Annotated in this window: 9 protein-coding genes; 4 read left to right on the forward strand and 5 right to left on the reverse strand. The window is 65.6% G+C overall.

Annotated elements, in window-relative coordinates; genetic code table 11:
• Positions 1-120: 120 nt before the first annotated feature.
• The gene (locus tag IB261_RS21545) at positions 121-9264 is read right to left on the reverse strand and encodes a retention module-containing protein (RefSeq protein ID WP_192381178.1); all 9144 of its coding nucleotides are present in this window, start codon (positions 9262-9264) and stop codon (positions 121-123) included.
• Between the two features lie 162 nt (positions 9265-9426).
• A complete protein-coding gene (locus tag IB261_RS21550) occupies positions 9427-9747 on the reverse strand; it encodes a hypothetical protein (RefSeq protein WP_139791612.1) in 321 nt (106 codons plus the stop codon).
• A 67-nt stretch (positions 9748-9814) separates the two neighbouring features.
• Here IB261_RS21550 and IB261_RS21555 point away from each other — a divergent pair, with 67 nt between their 5' ends.
• The 3 genes from IB261_RS21555 to IB261_RS21565 all read left to right on the forward strand — a co-directional run bounded on the left by IB261_RS21555 (position 9815) and on the right by IB261_RS21565 (position 14803).
• On the forward strand, positions 9815-11104 hold the full coding sequence (locus tag IB261_RS21555) for a TolC family outer membrane protein (protein ID WP_412548105.1): 1290 nt from the start codon (positions 9815-9817) through the stop codon (positions 11102-11104).
• Between the two features lie 178 nt (positions 11105-11282).
• The gene (locus IB261_RS21560; RefSeq protein WP_192381443.1) at positions 11283-13445 is read left to right on the forward strand and encodes a type I secretion system permease/ATPase; all 2163 of its coding nucleotides are present in this window, start codon (positions 11283-11285) and stop codon (positions 13443-13445) included.
• 5 nt (positions 13446-13450) lie between these two features.
• Positions 13451-14803, forward strand: a complete 1353-nt coding sequence (locus IB261_RS21565; protein ID WP_192381177.1) for an HlyD family type I secretion periplasmic adaptor subunit — start codon at positions 13451-13453, stop codon at positions 14801-14803.
• 64 nt (positions 14804-14867) lie between these two features.
• Here IB261_RS21565 and soxR read toward each other — a convergent pair whose 3' ends face one another.
• Positions 14868-15332 carry a redox-sensitive transcriptional activator SoxR gene (gene soxR, locus IB261_RS21570; RefSeq protein WP_081520343.1) on the reverse strand — a complete coding sequence of 155 codons (465 nt, stop codon included), beginning with the start codon at positions 15330-15332 and terminating at the stop codon, positions 14868-14870.
• 74 nt (positions 15333-15406) lie between these two features.
• Between soxR and IB261_RS21575 the strand changes: the two genes are divergently transcribed.
• The gene (locus tag IB261_RS21575) at positions 15407-15754 is read left to right on the forward strand and encodes an antibiotic biosynthesis monooxygenase (protein ID WP_151187890.1); all 348 of its coding nucleotides are present in this window, start codon (positions 15407-15409) and stop codon (positions 15752-15754) included.
• A gap of 164 nt (positions 15755-15918) precedes the next feature.
• On the opposite strand, the gene IB261_RS21580 is transcribed toward IB261_RS21575, so the two are convergent.
• Positions 15919-16362 carry an acetyltransferase gene (locus tag IB261_RS21580; RefSeq protein ID WP_081520341.1) on the reverse strand — a complete coding sequence of 148 codons (444 nt, stop codon included), beginning with the start codon at positions 16360-16362 and terminating at the stop codon, positions 15919-15921.
• Positions 16363-16540: 178 nt separating this feature from the next.
• Entirely contained in the window at positions 16541-18151 is a 1611-nt protein-coding gene (locus IB261_RS21585; protein ID WP_151187891.1) for an ATP-binding cassette domain-containing protein, read from the reverse strand.
• Positions 18152-18412 lie beyond the last annotated feature (261 nt).

Here is an 18412-nt window from a genome sequence, read left to right on the forward strand (position 1 = left end):
CAGTGAGGACACAGGGCGACGATCATTCACCAGCCGTATAAGCCTGCCCCCACCCTCGTTGAGCGGGGTGGAAAACAAACCGCCGCCCGGAGGCGGCGGTTTCGAGGGGTTTCACACGGGTCAGACGGTGTCGGTCTTGATCGCGTGATCGCCCAGCAGGCCGTTGAGCACGGTCTGGGTATCCCCCGCCGAGAGCACGCCGTTGCCGGCATGGCCCGCGTACTTGGCGGCGAGGTCGACGTTGGCCAGGTCGACGGTCTGGGTGACGGTGCCATTGCTGATCGGGCTGACGCCAATGGTGGTGGTGCCGGCGTTGACCGAGAAGGTCAGGTAATGCGCCAGCGACGAAGCCGTGGCGGCCTCCCCTTGCAACAGGTCGGCGAAGTTCAGCACGTCGTGCTCGGCGATGTTGAAGTCCTTGATCACATCGTGGCCGGTATCGCCGGACTTCCAGATGAACTCATCCGCGCCGGTGCCGCCGTACATGATGTCGTCGCCGGGCCCGCCGATCAGCTTGTCGTTGCCGCCCTGGCCGAACATCAGATCATTGCCGGCGCCGCCTTCGAGGGTGTCGTCGCCACCGCGCATGTCACCGGCGACGTTGAGCTGATCCGCGTGCTGGATGATGTAGTTGCTGATCGTGGCCGCCGTCGGCGCGGTGCCATTGGTGGCGGTCAGGTAGTCCACCAGTCCCTGGAAGCCCTGGCCGTTGTGCGTGCCGGCGGCATGCCCGGCCCAGGCCAGCTGGTCGGTGTTGATGACATCGCCGAACATGATGTCATTGCCCGCGCCGCCGACCAGGTGGTCGTTGCCCACGCTCACCGGTGTGCTGGTGCTGAAGCCTTCCTGCAGCGCCGCCTGCAACTGCTCGGCGGTGTTGATGATCTGCGGCTGGCCGACCGTGTTGGACAGGTTGGTGCCATCGACATTGGTCACCACGGTGCCGGTGGTGTTGGTATTGTCGAAGTAGCGCAGGTAGTTGCTGTTGATGCCGTCGCCGATGCCGATGGCATTGACCGCCACCGAGTTGTCGCCGACGAGGGTGCCGGCATGGTGCAGCATGTCGTTGCCCGAGGTGATCGCGACGTTCATGTCGTTGTAGCTGGTGCTGTTCCCACTGCCGGAGTTGCCGTTGTAGACGGTCGGGTTGCCGTCGGTGAGGAAGAACGCCAGGTTGACGTAGCCGTGGGCCGCATCGGCGTGGTTGGTGCCGACCTGAGTGTTGAACCATGCCGAAGCCTTCTGCATGGCATCGTCATAGTTGGTCGCACCGTTGGCGCTGAGCGCGTTGATCGCGGAGATCAGCAAGGCCACGTTGGCTGCCGTCAGGCCGTTGTAGCTGACGCGGGTGGCGCTGTCACCGAACGACACCAGGCTGACGTTGATGACCCCGTCGTGGCCCTTGATGGCGTTGACCAGGTTCACCAGCGCGTTCTTCGCCAGGTCCATGCGCGACAGGCTGCCGGTACCGGAGGGGTCCTTCATGCTGCCGGAGGTGTCGACGATCAGCGAGATGTTGTAGTTCTTGCCCGGCTGGGTATAGACCGACACCCCACCCGGATCGCCCACCAGCACATCGTTGCCAGCACCGCCACTGATGGTCCCGGACTTGTCCACATCCTGCGGGTTGGGCAGGGTGTGCTGGGTGCTGGACCCGTCGAGGTCGCTGCTGTTGCTGCCAACCACCAGGACCGACTGCGGGGAGCTCAGGTCCAGGCACAGGTTCAACCCGGTGCTGTCGCCGTCGCCATCGGTAAGGCCGACGTGGAAGTTGAGGTCCAGGTTCTCCGGCAGGACCGACTGCCCGGCAGACACGGTGACCAGACGATAGTCGCCGCTGCTGCTGCTCAGCACCACCGAGTTGAAGCCGCCTTCGGACAGCTGGAAGGCCGAACCGCTGGTGAAGTGGCCATCGGTCAGCAGGTTGAAGGAGACCGAGCTGTTCTCACCATTGCCGGCCGGCGGCGAGTAGGTGCCGGTCGCCAGCACCACACCACCTTCGCCAAGCACCTTCCAGCTGAGCACATCGCTGGTGGAGAGTTTCTGCACGTCGAAGCTGACGTCGTAGATCTTCTCGCTGAAGGCGATGTTGAGGTTCTCGCCGGGGGTGATGAGGTTGTTGCCGCCCACACCCATGCCGTTGTCGGAGGGGTTCACGTTGCCGTTGGGGCTGGTGAAGACCACCGAAAGGCCATCGGCGGACAGGGTGACGGAAGGCCGCGGGCCACCAGCGGAGACCTGGGTCAGGTCATATTCCACGGTCGAGATCGGCCGCGAGTTGAGCACTTCGAAGCTGTAGGTGCCGTCAGCATTGACCTTGAGAACGAAGAACGCCTCGTTGGAGCCGTCATAGGCCGTCAGTTGCGAGCCGCCACCCGGCAGTTGGGTGACCACGTAGGTCAGCCCATCCGGCGCGGTATTGCCGATGAGGTCGAAGGCACCCCGGCCGTCGCCGCCGAAGCTCACATCGAGCGTGCCGTTGAGCACGAAGCCGGGGGTTTCGGAAACGTCCTGGCACGGCGGTTCGCTGTGCACCACCGGCAGGTCGTCCTGCACGTTGATCACCAGCGAGCCACTGCCCAGGCTGACCGGATCGCCGTCACCGTCGGTGGCCTTGATCAGGCCGCCGAGGTTGAGCGCCAGTTGCTCCGCATCACTGCCATTGTGCAGCGGATGATCCAGCGGCCCGACGAGCTTGAACTCGTAGTTGCCCGCCGTATCCACCGACAGGGTGAAGATGGTCTTGGCGCCGGCCATGGCAGTCAGCAGGTTGCCGACCACGCTGTAGACCAGTGCCACGCCGCCGGAGGTCAGGTGCTGCGAGGTCAGCGAGGAGTAGTCGCCGGTCAGCGAGAAGGCGCCGGGGCCGTCCACACCGAAGTTCACCAGGCTGGTGAGCGAGCCCTTGGCAGTCGTGGTGTCGCTGGCGCCATCGGGGTTGCCGCCGGGCAGCGCATCCTCCATGACCTGGCCGGTCACGTTGCCACCGGCGATGAGCGCGGGGCCGTCGTCCTTGAACACCAGCTTGCCGCCCAGGTCGATGCTGGCGGACTTAGGGTCGCCGTCGCCATCGGTGATGGTCGCCACCAGGGATATCTTGTTACCCGACAGGCTCACCGGGTCATCGGGGTTGGTGGTGTCGGCATGCTTGAGCGCCATTTGCTGGTCGAGCTTGAGTTCGCCGGTAGCGCTGTCGAGGGTCAGGCTGAAGGCGACCGCGCCGCCACTGTTGCCCACGCGCCCCTCGACCACGGTGTCGCTGACCTTGACCAGCACGATGCTCTGCCCGCCGGTGGTCTGCAGCCCACTGACAGTACCGGTGGTGGCGGAGAGCTTGTAGCTGACGCTGCCGCCGTCGGCGCCTGTACTGGAGGTGAAGGCACCGCTGAAGTTGCCGGTGACGTCGGTGGCCAGCGCCGTTTCATCCACCGTCAGCGTCGGCGCTTTGCCGACATTGGCGCTGATGCTCGGGGCATCGTCGTGGAATACCAGTTTGCTGCCCAGGTCGATAGAGGCGCTCTGGCTGTCACCGTCCTTGTCGGTGATGGTGCCGGTCAGGCTGATCTTGCCGCTGGCGATGCTCAGCGTTTCATCGTCGTTGCTGCTGTCAGGATGGACGAACGCCATGCGCTGATCGAGGGTCAGCGCCCCCCCATCGGGACGAACCACGAAGGCGATGGCGCCGCTGCCTTCGACCTTGCCGACCACGCCATTGCCGTCGTTGAACAGCAGGATGCGCGCGCCGCTGGCGGTTTCGCGCAGGCCGCTGTCGGTACCGTCCACGGTGGTGACCTTATAGGTGATCGAGCCGGCCCCGTCAGCGCCGAAGTCCGCGGTAAACAGGTTGGCCACCAGGGGCGCTTCGACGCGCGCGTCGCTGGCGAGGTTGGACTCGTCCACTTCCAGGCGGATATCGGCGTCGGTGCACGGCTCGATGTGCGGGCCGTCGTCGAGGAAGGTCAGCTTGCTGCCCAGGTCCACGCTGGCCGACTCGTGGTCGCCGTCGCCATCGACGATCGTGGCAGTGAGGGCGATCTTGCCGGTACCGATACCCAGCGGATCATTGGCATCGCTGGTCACCGGATGCACCAGCGCGCGTTGCTGATCGAGGGTGATTGCGCCGTTGTTGACGGTCACGCTGAACGCCACCTGACCGCTGCCGTCCACGCGGCCTTCGACGCCGTTGGCGGTGTTGAAGAGGAAGATCTTGTTACCGGTAGCAGTGTCCTTCAGGCCGCTGTCGGTGCCGTCGGTGGTGGTGATCTTGTAGGTGATCGCGCCGGCACCGTCATTACCGAAGTGGCTGGTGAACAGCGCCGCGACGTCGTTCGCCGAAGCCTTGTCGTCGACCGCCAGTTTCGTCTCATCCACCGTCAGGCGGATATCCGCGTCGGTGCACGGTTCGATGTGCGGGCCATCGTCGTAGAACACCATCTTGCTACCCAGGTCGACCTGGGCCGAGGCCTTGTCGCCGTCGCCATCGACGATCGTGGCGGTGAGGGTGATCTTGCCGCTGTCCAGGCGCAACGGATCATCGGAGTCGCTGGTGTCGGGGTGCTTGAGCGCCAGGCGCTGGTCGAGCATGAGCGCGCCGTTGTCCTCGCTGACCACGAAGGCGACCGCACCACTGCCCTGTACGCGGCCTTCCACGGTGCCGTTAACGTTGTAAAGCAGAATGGCATCGCCCTGAGTGGTCTTCAGGCCACTGTCAGTTCCATCCACAGTGCTGACCTTGTAGGTGATGCCACCAGCGCCGTCGGCGCCGAAGTGCGACTCGAACAGCAGCGAAACCAGGCTGGACTCGACGCGTGCGTCGTTGTCGAGGTTGGACTCGTCCACTTCCAGGCTGATGTCGTAGATGCTCGACGGGGCGATGCTGGGGCCGTCGTCGAGGAAGGTCAGGCTGCTGCCCAGATCGATATGGGCGCTGGCGCTATCGCCATCCTTGTCGGTAATGGTGGCGGTGAGGGTGACCTGGCCGCTCAGGCTCAGTGCATCATCGGCATCGCTGGTATCCGGATGCACCATCGCGCGCAGCTGTTCCAGGGTGACCTTGCCGTCGCCATCCACGGATACGCGGAAGGCCACGGTATCGGTGCCCTGCAGGCGGCCTTCGATGCCGTTGGCGGTGTTGTACAGATAGACCTTCTGCCCGGTCTCGGTGTCCTTGAACCCGCTGTCGCTATTGTCGGCCCCGGCCAGCTTGTAGGTAATGGTACCGGCGCCATCGGCACCGAAGTGGGTGGTGAACAGGTCGGCCACCGAAGCGCTGCTGGTGTCGGGCACGCCGAGGTGGGTCTCGTCCACGGTCAGCTTGATGTCCGCATCGTTGCAGGGCTCGATGCTCGGGCCATCGTCGAGGAAGGTCAGTTTGCCGCTCAGGTCGATGTGAGCCTGGGCGCTGTCGCCGTCCTTGTCGGTGATGGTCGCGGTGAGGGTCACGCTGCCAGTGGCGAGGCTGACGCCTTCGTTATTGTCGCCAGGAGTCGGGTGCACGACAGCGCGCACCTGGTCGAGGGTGATCTTGCCGTCCTGCCCCAGGGTCACGCGGAAGGCGACGGTGCCGTCTTCCCCACCCACGCGACCTTCCACACCGTTGGCGGTGTTGAACAGGAATATCTTGCTGCCGGTCGCCGTGTCCTTCAGGCCGCTGTCGGTGTTGTCGTTGGTCGCGACCTTGTAGCTGATCGCGCCCGCGCCGTCGTTGCCGAAGTGCGCGGTGAACAGGTCGGACACCGTGGCAGAACTGGTGGCATCGACGTTCAGGTGGGTCTCATCCACCGTCAGCTTGATGTCTACGTCCTCGCACGGCGCGATGCTCGGACCGTCGTCGAGGAAAGTCAGCTTGCTGCCCAGGTCGATTTTCGCCGAGGAGCTGTCGCCGTCCTTGTCGGTGATGGTGGCGGTCAGGGTCAGGGTGTTCGCATCGAGGCTGACCCCTTCGTTGTTGTCACCCGGAGTCGGATGCACGACGGCGCGCACCTGGTCGAGGGTGATCTTGCCGTCCTGGCCCAGGGTCACGCGGAAGGCGACCGCGCCGTTCTCGCCGCCGACCCGGCCTTCTACACCGCTGGCGGTGTTGAACAGGAATATCTGGTCACCGCTGGCCGTGTCCTTCAGGCCGCTATCGGTGTTGTCCTCGGTCTCGATCTTGTAGGTGATCTGCCCCGGACCATCGGCACCGAAGTGCGCGGTGAACAGGTCGGAAACACTGGCGGTGCTGGTGGCATCCAGGTTCAGGGTGGATTCATCCACGCTCAGCTGGAGGTCATGAGCAGTGTTCGGCGTGATGCTCGGACCATCGTCGAGGAAGGTCAGCTTACCGCCCAGGTCGATCGAGGTGGTCGCGCTGTCGCCGTCCTTGTCGGTGATGATCGCGCTGAGGGCGATCTTGCCGGCCAGGTTCAGCGAATCATTGGGATCACTGGTGTCGGAATGCACCAGCGCGCGCAGTTGCTCCAGGGTGACCTTGCCGTCCGGCCCGAGGGTCACGCGGAAGGCGGTTTCGCCGCTGGTTTCCAGGCGCCCTTCCACTCCATTGGCGGTGTTGAAGAGGATTACCCGCTGGCCACTGGCGGTATCGGTCAGGCCGCTGTCAGTGTTGTTGGCGGCTTCGATCTTGTAGGTGATCGACCCTTCGCCATCGGCGCCGAACTGGCCGTTGAACAGCTCGGCCACCGAGCCAGTGCTGGTTGCCGGTTGGCCCAGGGTGGTTTCGTCCACGCTCAGGTGCAGGTCGCCGCCTTCGATGGGCGCGATGCGCGGGCCGTCGTCGAGGAAGGTCAGCTTGCTGCCCAGGTCGAGCCCGGCGCTCTGATAGTCGCCATCGGCGTCGGTCACGGTAGCGGTCAGGCTGATCTTGCCGGCACCCAGGCTCAGCGGATCATTGGAGTCGGTGTTGTCCGGGTGCACCAGCGCACGGACCTGGTCCAGGGTGATCTTGCCGTCCTGCCCGAGGGTCACGCGGAAGGCGACTTCGCCATTCACGCCGCCCACGCGGCCTTCGACACCGGTGGCGGTGTTGAACAGGAAGATCTGGCTGCCAGTGGCGGTGTCTTTCAGGCCGCTGTCGGTGTTGTCCTGGGTCTCGACCTTGTAGGTGACCGAGCCGGCGCCGTCCGCGCCGAACTGGGCGTTGAACAGATCGGCCACCGAACCGGTGCTGGTGGCGTTCTGACCGAGGTCGGACTCGTCCACCGTCAGGTGCAGGCCTTCGGTGCTACCCACGGAAATGCTCGGGCCGTCGTCGAGGAAAGTCAGCTTGCTGCCCAGGTCGAGCCCGGCGCTCTGATGGTCGCCATCGGCGTCGGTCACGGTGGCGGTCAGGCTGATCTTGCCGGCACCGATGCTGAGCGGGTCGTTGGAGTCGGTGTTGTCCGGGTGCACCAGGGCACGGACCTGGTCGAGGGTGATCTTGCCGTCCTGCCCGAGGGTCACGCGGAACGCAACTTCACCGTTCACGCCGCCCACGCGGCCTTCCACGCCGCTGGCGGTGTTGAACAGGAATATCTGGCTGCCGGTGGCGGTGTCTTTCAGGCCGCTGTCGGTGTTGTCCTGGGTCTCGACCTTGTATGTGATCGAGCCGGCGCCGTCCGCGCCGAACTGCGCGTTGAACAGGTCGCCTGCCGCCACGCTGCTGGTGGCGTCGGTCCCCAGGGCGGACTCGTCCACCGTCAGGTGCAGGCCTTCGGTGTTGCCCACGGCAATGCTCGGGCCGTCGTCGGTGAAGCTGACACGACCGCCGAGGTCCAGCGAGCTGCTGGAGGAAACGCTGTCGCCATCACGGTCGGTTACCGTCAGGTTGCCCTGCAGTTGCACCAGGCCGGAATCGAGCACGGCATTCTGGCTGGCGTAGTTGCCGTCGCTGCCCGGCAGCCCGTGGTCCACGGCGCTGAACTGGGTCAGGGTGACCACACCGGTATCGCCGTTCACCGACAGGCTGAAGATGGTGTTCTCGCCGGTGATGCCAGCGGCGCTGGCGGAGGTGGAAGCGACGATGGCGCCGCCCACGCTGTACAGGTAGATGGTCGCGCCGCCGCTGGTCAGGCCCGAGTCGCTGCCGTTGCCGCTCACCAGGTTCAGGTTGTAGCTGAGCTGGGTGGTGCCGGCGCCGTCGCCGCCGTAGTTGGCGGTCACCTGGAAGGCCGAGCTGTAATCAGCGGTGGAGGTGTCGAACGCAGCGCCAGCGGTGTTGGCGTCATGGGTCTGCAGCAGGACGTCCACGCCAATGTCGGCGGACAGGCTGGCCTGCGGCGCATCGTCGACGATGCCCACGGTCAGCGTGCCGTTGGCCGGGGTGCCGTTGCCGTCGGTGATGGTGTAGGGGATATCGAAGTTCAGGGTGTCTTCGGAACCCTTGACCGGGTGATCCACCGGCTGCAGCAGGGTGACCTCGAAGGCACCGGTGTTGATATCGGTGAGGGTCACGGTGAAGACCGGCGTGCCATTGGCGCTGCCGGTAAGCACATGACCATCGGGGCTGACGCTATAGGTGATGGCGACGCCACCGGAGGTCAGGCTGGGCAGCCCTGCGGTGCCCCAGGAGAAGCTGCCAACGCCATCTGGCCCGAAGCTGTAGCCCAGGGTACCGGAGTGGGTCGCCCCCTCCCCCACACCATCGGGAATACCGCCGGGCAGGCCGGCCTCGAACACATTGGCGCCACCAGGGCCACTGGGGCCGGCGCTCGGCACGCCATCCGGCGGGATTACGGGCGGTTCGGCCTCGAGGCGTACATCCGGGGTGCCGTCGAACTCACGCAGGGGCAAGGGCCCGGAGCCGATGGGCCCGGTCGGGAAGCCGATGGTCGGGTCGATATGCCCGCCCACTTCGGTCAGCAGCACGAAGGAGTGCCCGCCGCCGGGTTTGCCGTTGGCGGCGCCCGCGGCGCTCGGGCCGGCGGCGGTGGCTTCGGCAGCCTGGGTCGGGTCCACGCCCGCGGCGATTGCGGCCTGCAGGGCCTTGACGTCGGTGACGTCCTGCTGGGTCGGCGTCGCCGGCTGCTGCTGGGCAACCGCCTGGTCACCCTGCTCTGACTGGTGCGCGGCGGAGAGCATCTGCGAGGTCAGCGGCAGGGCGCTGTCGCGGCCCAACGTGATCTCGCCGCCGCCGGCGACCTTCAGCGCAACTGCGCCATTGGCGCCGGTGACCAGCTGCTCACCGACAAAAACCTTGTCTCCCTGTTCCAAAGGACGACGCGATCCATCGGCGGCTACCGCAAACACTTCGCCGATTACCTTGCTGACGACACCCATCAAAGTAGCCATGAGTCCTTCCTCCGCTGCACATCCCGTGGCCGGTTCCACCGACGCACGATTGACCGAAACAGGCCATGGCACGCTTGTATCCGGATGCTGCGAAGAAAGTTGCGAAGGGTGCGAAAAGGACTGCTAGCGCTTTTGCATCAAAAAGCCAGCGACAATTTTTTGTCATGCTGGCCACGCGTTTTCTTGTCCTTCTGCGGTGGTCCCCGCCCTAACTGCTACAAACCGTACCTGGCTTCTTTTGCAAGCGCCTGCTCCAGCCCATACCCAGGAAACACGAGGGCTTGCACGTTCAAACAATGTGCGGTTTTTCACATGACTCATAAGATTTTTTCCGAATAACCCTTGTGAAAAATTCTTCTGAGGTTTTCGAAAAGTTGTTCTTAGCTCTGATGTTACAGGCGTGAAACGCTTGATAAGAGAAAAAAGCCAATAAATTGGCGACCAAAGAGCATCGAAGTACAAGAACACCAGGAGCAAAGCCATGCGCAGTCGTAACGCGGCACTATGGAGCGGTGTATTTTTGGCGGTGTCGGGGACTCATGGGCAAGCCATGACGCTGACCGAAGCTATACAAAGCACGCTGCAATACCACCCGGAAATCAGCCAGAGCGTAAACAGCCGCCTCACCGCGGATGAAGAGCTCAAATTCGCCAGGGGCGGCTACCTGCCAACCGTCGATCTTGTCGCGGGCTATGGCCGCGAGAACACCGACAGCCCCAGCACCCGCGCAGCGGGTAACCACAACGACGAGACCCTGACCCGCGGCGATGCGGAAATCCGTCTGCGGCAGATGTTGTTCGACGGCTTCGGCACCCCCAACGAGGTCAAGCGCAACGAGTCCAACGTCAATGCCAAGGCCTTCCGTATTCTCGGCACCTCGGAAACCGCTGCCCTGCGCACCGTCGAGGTCTACCTCGATGTGCTCAAGCGCCGCGAGATGGTGACGCTGGCCAAGAACAACCTGCAGGCCCACGAACGCATCGGCGACCAGATCCGCCTGCGCAGCGAGCGTGGTGTCGGCAGTACCGCCGACAACGACCAGGCCATCGCCCGTCTGGCCCTGGCGCAGAACAACCTCTACACCGAAGAGGTGAACCTGGCCGATGCCGAGGCCAGCTTCTATAGCGCCACCGGCCGCATGCCGGACCAGCTCGAAGCCCCCTCCACCGTGAAGGCGGAAGTCCCGGCGGACCTGCTCGCCGCGCGCCAGGGCATGCTCAATGAAAACCCGCTGCTGAAATCGGCCCAGGCCGACGTCAACGCCGCCGAAGCCCAGTACGAGGCCGCCAAGGCGCCCTTCTACCCGCGCTTCGACGCCGAGCTGGCCAAGGCCGCCAACAACAACGTCGACGGCGACGAAGGCCACTACAACAGCTGGGAAGCCCAGGTGGTGATGCGCTACAACCTGTTCAACGGGATGCGCGACAAGGCCCACCTGAACGCCACCTCGCACCAGATCAACGAAGCCCAGGACATCCGCAACAACGCGCTGCGGCTGCTCAACGAAAACCTCTCGCTGGCCTGGGACGCGATGGAGAACTCCAAGAAGCAGACCCAGCCCGCCCGCGAATACGCCGACTACACCCGCAAGGTGCGCGAGGCATACCAGCAGCAGTTCACCCTTGGCCAGCGCACCCTGCTCGACCTGCTGGACAGCGAGAACGAACTGTTCACCGCCAATCGCCGTTACGTCGACGTGCGCTACACCGAGGAATACTCGATGTACCGCGTGCTCGGCAGCATGGGCGCCCTGCTGCGCTCGCAGCATGTCGTCGCGCCGCACGAGGCCGTGGCCCTGTCGGATGTGAAGAACGAGGCACGCCTGCCTGATCTGAAATAAGAAAATCGCACGCGCTCGTCACTCTGCCCCGCGCCGCCCGGCGTCGGGGCGACGGCCGTGAAGCGATACGAAGGGGCACGGAAAACCCGGCGACCGGCCACACCCGGCGAACACCTGCAAGTGTTCGCCGGGTGCCGCCGGCGCGGGTCGTCCCGGCCCGGGAGGAAGTAGCGTGACCATGATCATCCAGGAGCGCGGCACACCCGCACCGGGCGATCCGCGCCTGAGCCATGACGATCCCCTGCTCGACGGACTGCTGATCCTCTGCCGCCTGCATGGCTGCGCAGTGAGCCGCAACAGCCTGTCCGCCGGCCTGCCGCTGCGCGACCAACGGCTCTCCGCCGCCCTGCTGCCGCGGGCCGCCGCCCGTGCCGGCCTGCAGGGCCGCTTGCTGCGCCGCGAACTGCGCAGCATCTCCAACCTGAACCTGCCGGTCCTGCTGCTGCTCAACGACGGCCGCAGCGCCGTGCTGCGCCAGTGGCGCGAAGACGGCCAGGCGCTGATCCTGCCCTGCGAGACCGAAGGCGGCGAACAGGCCGTCGGCGCCGACGAGCTGGCCACCCAGTACAGCGGCCAGGCCCTCTTCGCCCGCCCGCGTCACGAACTGGAAGCGGCGCGCAAACCGCTGGTACCGCGCGTCGAAGCCTGGTTCCGCGACACCCTGCGGCTGTCGCGCTGGCTCTATACGGACGCCCTGGTCGCCAGCCTGCTGATCAACCTGCTGGGCATGCTGGTGCCGTTGTTCGTCATGCAGACCTACGACCGCGTGGTGCCCAACCAGGCGCTGTCGACCCTCTGGGTGCTCGCCGCCGGCCTGCTGATCGGCACGCTGTTCGAACTGCTGCTGCGGGTGCTGCGCTCCAACCTGCTGGACATGGCCGGCAAGAAGACCGACGTGGTCCTCTCCGCCACCCTGTTCGAACGCATCACCGGCATGTCGCTCAAGGCCAAGCCCGAGACCGTCGGCGGCTTCGCGCAGAGCATCCATGACTTCCAGGGCCTGCGCGAATTCCTCACCGCGCTGACCCTGACCAGCCTGATCGACCTGCCCTTCTCGCTCCTGATGATCCTGGTCATCGGCCTGCTCGGCGGCTGGCTGGTGGCCGTGCCGCTGCTGGCCTTCCCCATCACCATCGTGTTCGCCCTGATCATCCAGAGCCGCCTGCGCGATACCGTGCAGAAGAGCCTGACCCTGGGCGCCGAACGCCAGGCCCTGCTGATCGAGACCCTCGGCGGCCTGGAAACCCTCAAGGCCTGCGGCGCCGAAAGCGAGCGGCAGTACCGCTGGGAGTCCACCCACGGCGCCCTGGCGCGGCTGGACAATCACGCGCGCTTCCTCAGCGCGCTGGCCACCAACGGCACCCTGTTCCTCCAGCAGTTCGCCGGCCTTGCGATGATCTGCGCCGGGGTCTACAGCATCCTCGACGGCAACCTCAGCGTCGGCGCACTGGTCGCCAGCTACATGCTCAACAGCCGCGTACTCGCCCCGCTGGGACAGATCGCCGGGCTGATCACCCGCTACCAGCAGGCGCGCCTGACCATGAAGAGCACCGACGCGCTGATGGAGCTGCCGCAGGAGCGTCAGGCCCGCCAGCGTCCGCTGGAGCGCACCCAGCTGCACGGCGCGCTGGAAGTCCGCCAGCTGAGCTTCAGCTACCCGGAGCAGACCACCCCGGCGCTGAACCACGTCAGCCTGCGCATGGCCCCCGGCGAGAAGATCGGCATCATCGGCAAGAGCGGTTCGGGCAAGAGCACCTTCGGCCGTCTGCTGATGGGCTTCTATCACCCGGACGAAGGGCAGATCCTGCTCGACGGCCTGGACCTGCGCCAGCTCGATGTCTCCGACCTGCGCCAGCAGATCGGCTACGTGGCCCACGACCTGCCGCTGCTGGCCGGCAGCCTGCGCGACAACCTGACCCTCGGCGCGCGCTACGTCAGCGATGCGCGGATGCTCGAAGTAGCCGAACTGACCGGCGTCAGCGAACTGGCCCGGCAACACCCGGCCGGCTTCGACCGCCCGGTGGGTGAGCGCGGCCAGCTGCTCTCCGGCGGCCAGCGCCAGGCCGTGCTGATGGCCCGCGCGATGCTGCTCGACCCGCCGATCCTGCTGCTCGACGAACCCACCAGCGCCATGGACAACAGCAGCGAGGAAATCCTGCGCAAGCGCCTGCACGAGGCCTGCCGCGACAAGACCCTGCTGCTGGTCACCCACCGCACCTCGATGCTCAGCCTGGTCGACCGCCTGCTGGTGCTCGACAGCGGCCGCATAGTCGCCGACGGCCCGAAAGACGCGGTCATCGAAGCATTGCGCAAGGGCCACGTCGGCCCGGCAGCGGGGTAATGGCCATGCACTTTTCGCAATCGATCCGCGGTTACCTGGGCGGCAATGGCGCCCGCGACACCGAATTCATGCCCGAGGTCCAGGGCACCCTGCTGGAAGACTCGCCCAACGCCACCCGCATCACCCTCTGGGCGGCGCTCGGGCTGCTGGTGGCGGCCATCACCTGGGCCTACTTCGCCGATATCGAGGAAGTGACCAAGGGCGAAGGCAAGGCCATCCCCTCCTCCAAGGTGCAGACCATCCAGAACCTGGAGGGCGGCATCGTCTCGGAAATCTTCGTCCGCGAGGGGCAGGTGGTGAACAAGGGCCAGCCGCTGCTACGCCTGGACGACACCCGTTTCTCCTCCAACAAGGGCGAGACCGAGGCCGACCGCAACTCCCTCGAAGCCCGCGTCGAACGCCTGAGCGCGGAAGCCGAAGGGCGCGAACCGGCCTTCACCGACGCCCTGAAGAAAGATGCACCGCAAGTGGTGGAAGACCAGCTGGCGCTTTACCAGACGCGCATGCAGCGGCAGAACAGCGAGCTGAACATCCTTCAGGAACAGCTGCGGCAAAAGGCTCAGGAGCTGCAGGAGTTCCGCGCCAAGGTCCAGCAGTACCGCTCGAGCCTCGGGCTGGTGCAGCAGGAGATCAACATGTCCGAGCCGCTGGTGAAGGCCGGCGCGGTGTCCCCGGTGGAACTGCTGCGCCTGCGTCGCAGTGCGGTGGAAATCAGCGGCGACCTGAACGCTACCAACCTCGCCATCCCCCGCGCCGAGGCGGCGGTGAACGAGATCCAGCGCAAGGTGGAAGAGTCGAAACTGGGCTTTCGCAGCGACGCGCTGAAGGAGCTCAACGACGTCCGCACCGACCTCAACAAGCTGACCGCTACCAGCCGCGCCATCGACGACAAGGTCAACCGCACCCTGGTGGTCGCCCCCCTGCGCGGCATCGTCAAGCAGCTCAAGGTCAACACCATCGGCGGTGTGGTGCAGCCGGGCAACGACATGGTGGAAATCGTTCCGCTGGAGGACAACCTGCTGGTGGAAGCGAGGGTGCGCCCGCAGGACATCGCCTTCCTCCATCCCGGCCAACCGGCCACGGTGAAGTTCACCGCCTACGACTACACCATCTACGGCGGACTCAAGGCCAAGCTGGAAGTGATCAGCGCCGACACCATCACCGACGACAAGGGCAACAGCTTCTACATGATCCAGGTGCGCACCGACAAGAACCACCTGGGCACCGATGCCAAGCCCCTGCTGATCATCCCCGGCATGGTGGCGACGGTGGATATCATCACCGGCGAGAAGAGCGTGCTGGACTACATCTTGAAGCCAGTGCTCAAGGCGCGGTGGGAGGCTTTGCGGGAGCGGTGAGTTTTTCGGCGGGCTTCGGAGCTGAGGATTACCACCCTCTCCCCAGCTCTCAGCCCCCCCTCATTCACTCCAGCTCCCCCTGCCAATGCGCCCCCGGCCCCTCCTCCGCCAACCGGTCCCCCGGATTGCGCAGCGGACAGGCCTCCATCGACAGGCAGCCGCAACCGATGCAGCCATCGAGCTGATCGCGCAGCAGCAGCAACTTCTCGATCCGCTCGTTCAAGTCATCCCGCCAGCGTGCCGACAATCGCGCCCAGTCCGCCGCCGTCGGGTTGTGCCCGCTCGGTAGCGAACCCAGCGCCTCGGCGATCTCCCCCAGGGGAATGCCCACCCGTTGCGCGACCTTGATCACCGCCACCCGGCGCAGCGTGTCGCGTGAATAGCGGCGCTGGTTGCCGGCATTGCGCGAACTGCTGATCAGGCCCCTGGCCTCGTAGAAGTGCAGTGCGGAAACGGCCACGCCGGCGCGTTTGGCCAGCTCGCCGACACTCAGCTCGCGGTGCTTGGAGCAGGAAGAAGTATTTTTCATGGGCTATTGACCTCAACTTAAGTTGAGGTTTTACCCTCGCCAGGCATTCGGTTCAAGCCAGGGAGCCAAGGAACATGACGCAACCCGCCCCGATCACCGCCCATGCCTGCGTGGACAATCCGCATTTCATCCTGCAGATCGAGATCGACGTAACACCCCAGCAACGCCCGCACATCGCCGCGCGCCTGTGCGATTACCTGTCGCACCTGCAGGCGCTGTTCTACCTGCGCCCCGGCTATCTCGCCAGCGAACTGCACGCCGAAGGCGAACCGCAGCGCCTGGTCGGCCGCCTGCACTGGCGCCGCCAGGAAGACTGGGAAGCCGCCTGGGATTGCCGCCAGACCGCCAGCGACCTGTTCGCCGACAGCCTGCTCAAGCTCGGCGCGCGGAGCATTCGCTTCGGCAGCGGCGAGACGGCGTAAGCCGCGCAACCGTCTGAGGCTGTACGGCGACATTGCGAGGCTCTTTCCAGGCAGCCAGTAAGCAGGCAGTAGGATGGGTGGAGCTTGCGATACCCATCAGCTTTGCTTGACAGCCTTGTGATGGGTATCGCTTCGCTCCACGCCATCCTACAAAAGCGGGTCGTTTACGCCCCGGCCGGCAGGCTCATGTGCAGCAACGGGAAGGGCCGGCCTTCGCCATCAAGGGGCGAGCGCCCGGTCTGGACGAAGCCATAGTGCAGGTAGAACCCGACTGCCTGAGGATTCTGTTCATTGACATCGACACTCAGCGTGCCGCGCAACTCGCGGGTGAAATCGAGCAGTGCGCGGCCGATGCCCTGGCCACGTCGTTCCGGGTCGATGAAGAGCATTTCCACATGGCTGTCGTTGAGCCCGATGAAACCCAGCGGACGGTCATCGTCGTCCACCGCCACCCAGACCTCGACGGCGGGCAGGTAGAGGTCACGGACCTGGGGCAGCAGTGCGTCGATGTCCGACGCCTGGAGGAAGTGGTGGGTCGCGCGCACGGCGCCCAGCCAGATATCGAGCAGCCGCGGATTATCCGCAGCGATGCGTTGGCGAATGAGCATGAATGCATCCTGATTCAGCAGATCACAAAGGGATAGCGCGCCACGCAAGGTGACGGCCGTTGGAGCGTCGGCAGCATGAATGCCCGCTTCGCGAATCAACGCCTGGGCGGAACACGGCAGAGGCAGCCGGAAAGAGAGGGAGGTCAATCCTACCCAGCCCCTCCCGGTCGGTAAAGCCTCAGCCGACCAGCCAGCGCCAACCGTCCTCCGCACATTCCAGCCGCGCCTCCAGCTCCAGCCGGGCAAGCAGTGCCTCGTCGTGCGACACCACCAGCAGCGCGCCGCGGTATTGCCGCAGCAGGTTTTCCAGCGCTTCGCGCGATGGCAGGTCGAGGTGGTTGTCCGGCTCATCCAGGAGCAGCAGCTGCGCCGGATGCTCGGCATAGAGCTCGCAGGCCAGCGCCGCCTTCAGCCGCTCACCGCCGCTGAGCAGGCCACTGGGCAGCTCGACCCGTGCCGCCGGCAATCCCAGTTGCGCCAGCCGGGTGCGCAACACCGAAGGGTCCGCCACGCGATTGCGCTCCTGCAGCAGGTCCAGCACCGAGCGCTCTGGCGACAGCGCGGCCAGATGCTGATCCAGATAGGCACTGCGCACCCGCACTTCGCACGAGCCCGCCGCAGGGTCGAGCACGCCCGCGAGCACCTTGAGCAGGGTCGACTTGCCGCTGCCGTTGCGCCCGCTGACCGCTACGCGGCGCGGGCCGCTCAACTGCAAGTCCAGTGGCGCGGCATTGCCGAACGGCAGGCGCAGCGCCTCCAGCAGCAACACGCCACGGGACTCGGGCAGCTCGCAGTCCGGTGCGTTCAGGACCACCATGGCGTCTTCGCGCAACTGCCCGAAAGCCTCGTGAACGTCCCGCGCCAGCCGCTCCCGACGCTCTTCCTGTTGTGTGGCCAGACGCGCAATGCTGGTCTGGCTGCGCTCCTTCTGCCGGTCGACGAGGATCTTCGCCTGGTTGGCTTGCTTCGCCTCCTTGCGCCCCTTCGCCTGCCGGTGTTCCTGGCGCTCGCGCTGTTCCTGCATGGCGTGGTGCTGGCGATCGCGCTCCAGCTTGCGCCGCTGCAACTCGCGCTGGGCGATGTCCTGCTCCTGCTGGCGTACCTCGCGGTAGAAGGCATGGCCGCCGGAGTAACTGCGCAGGCCCGAGGGCGACAACTCGACGATGCGCTGCATGTCGTCCAGCAGCAGAGGGTCATGGCTGATCAGGATCAGGCCGCCGCGCCAGCGTTGCAGCTGCTCACGCAGAGCCTCGCGGCCGGCGCGGTCGAGGTGATTGCTCGGCTCGTCGAGGAGCAGCCAGTCCGCCCCGCTGAGCCACGCGCCAAGCAGCGCTACCCGCGTGCATTCGCCGCCGCTGAGACGCGAGGCGGGCGTGTCCGGCAGCAGATGGGCGAGCCCGGCAGCAGCCAGCTCGGCCTCCAGGCGCGCGCGGACATCCCAGTGGCCGTCGAGGCGCTCGAAGTCAGCGGGATCGACTCCACCGGCCTCGACTCGCGTCAGCGCATCCAGCAGGAGTTGCACACCGGCCAGCTCGGCAACGCTGCGGAACGCCTGCGGCTCGATACGCTGCGGCAGGTAATGCACCGGCCCGGACGCCAGGCAGCGGCCAGCGCTGGCAGGCAGCTCGCCGGCCATGATCCGCGCCAGCACGGACTTGCCCACGCCATTGCGCCCGACCAGCGCGGTGCGGCGCTCGTCGAAGGTTTCATTGAGGTCGCTCAGCAGCGGCTCGCCGCTGGGCAATTGGAAAGAGACGCCTTGCAGCGCCAGGGTGAACGGGCTCGTCATGCGCAATACCAGATTGATGCCGGAAATCCCCCGGGAACGGGCCAGGGAAGGAAACGGGCCGTGAAACCACGGCGGCATCAATTGCGCATCGGACGAACACCTCGCGAAGGGGAATGAGGGGCGCAGTATAACGGCGGTGCTGGCACGGGGATGCCCGTCGGGCAGAAATCGATGCGCGGACGACCTTTCCAGACTCCCTCGAGAGCGGTGACACTGCACTCCCCGCCAACGCGGCCCCAGCAACACTCCACAAGGAAGTCC

Source organism: Pseudomonas sp. PDM20 (genome assembly GCF_014852575.3).
Taxonomy (GTDB): domain Bacteria; phylum Pseudomonadota; class Gammaproteobacteria; order Pseudomonadales; family Pseudomonadaceae; genus Pseudomonas.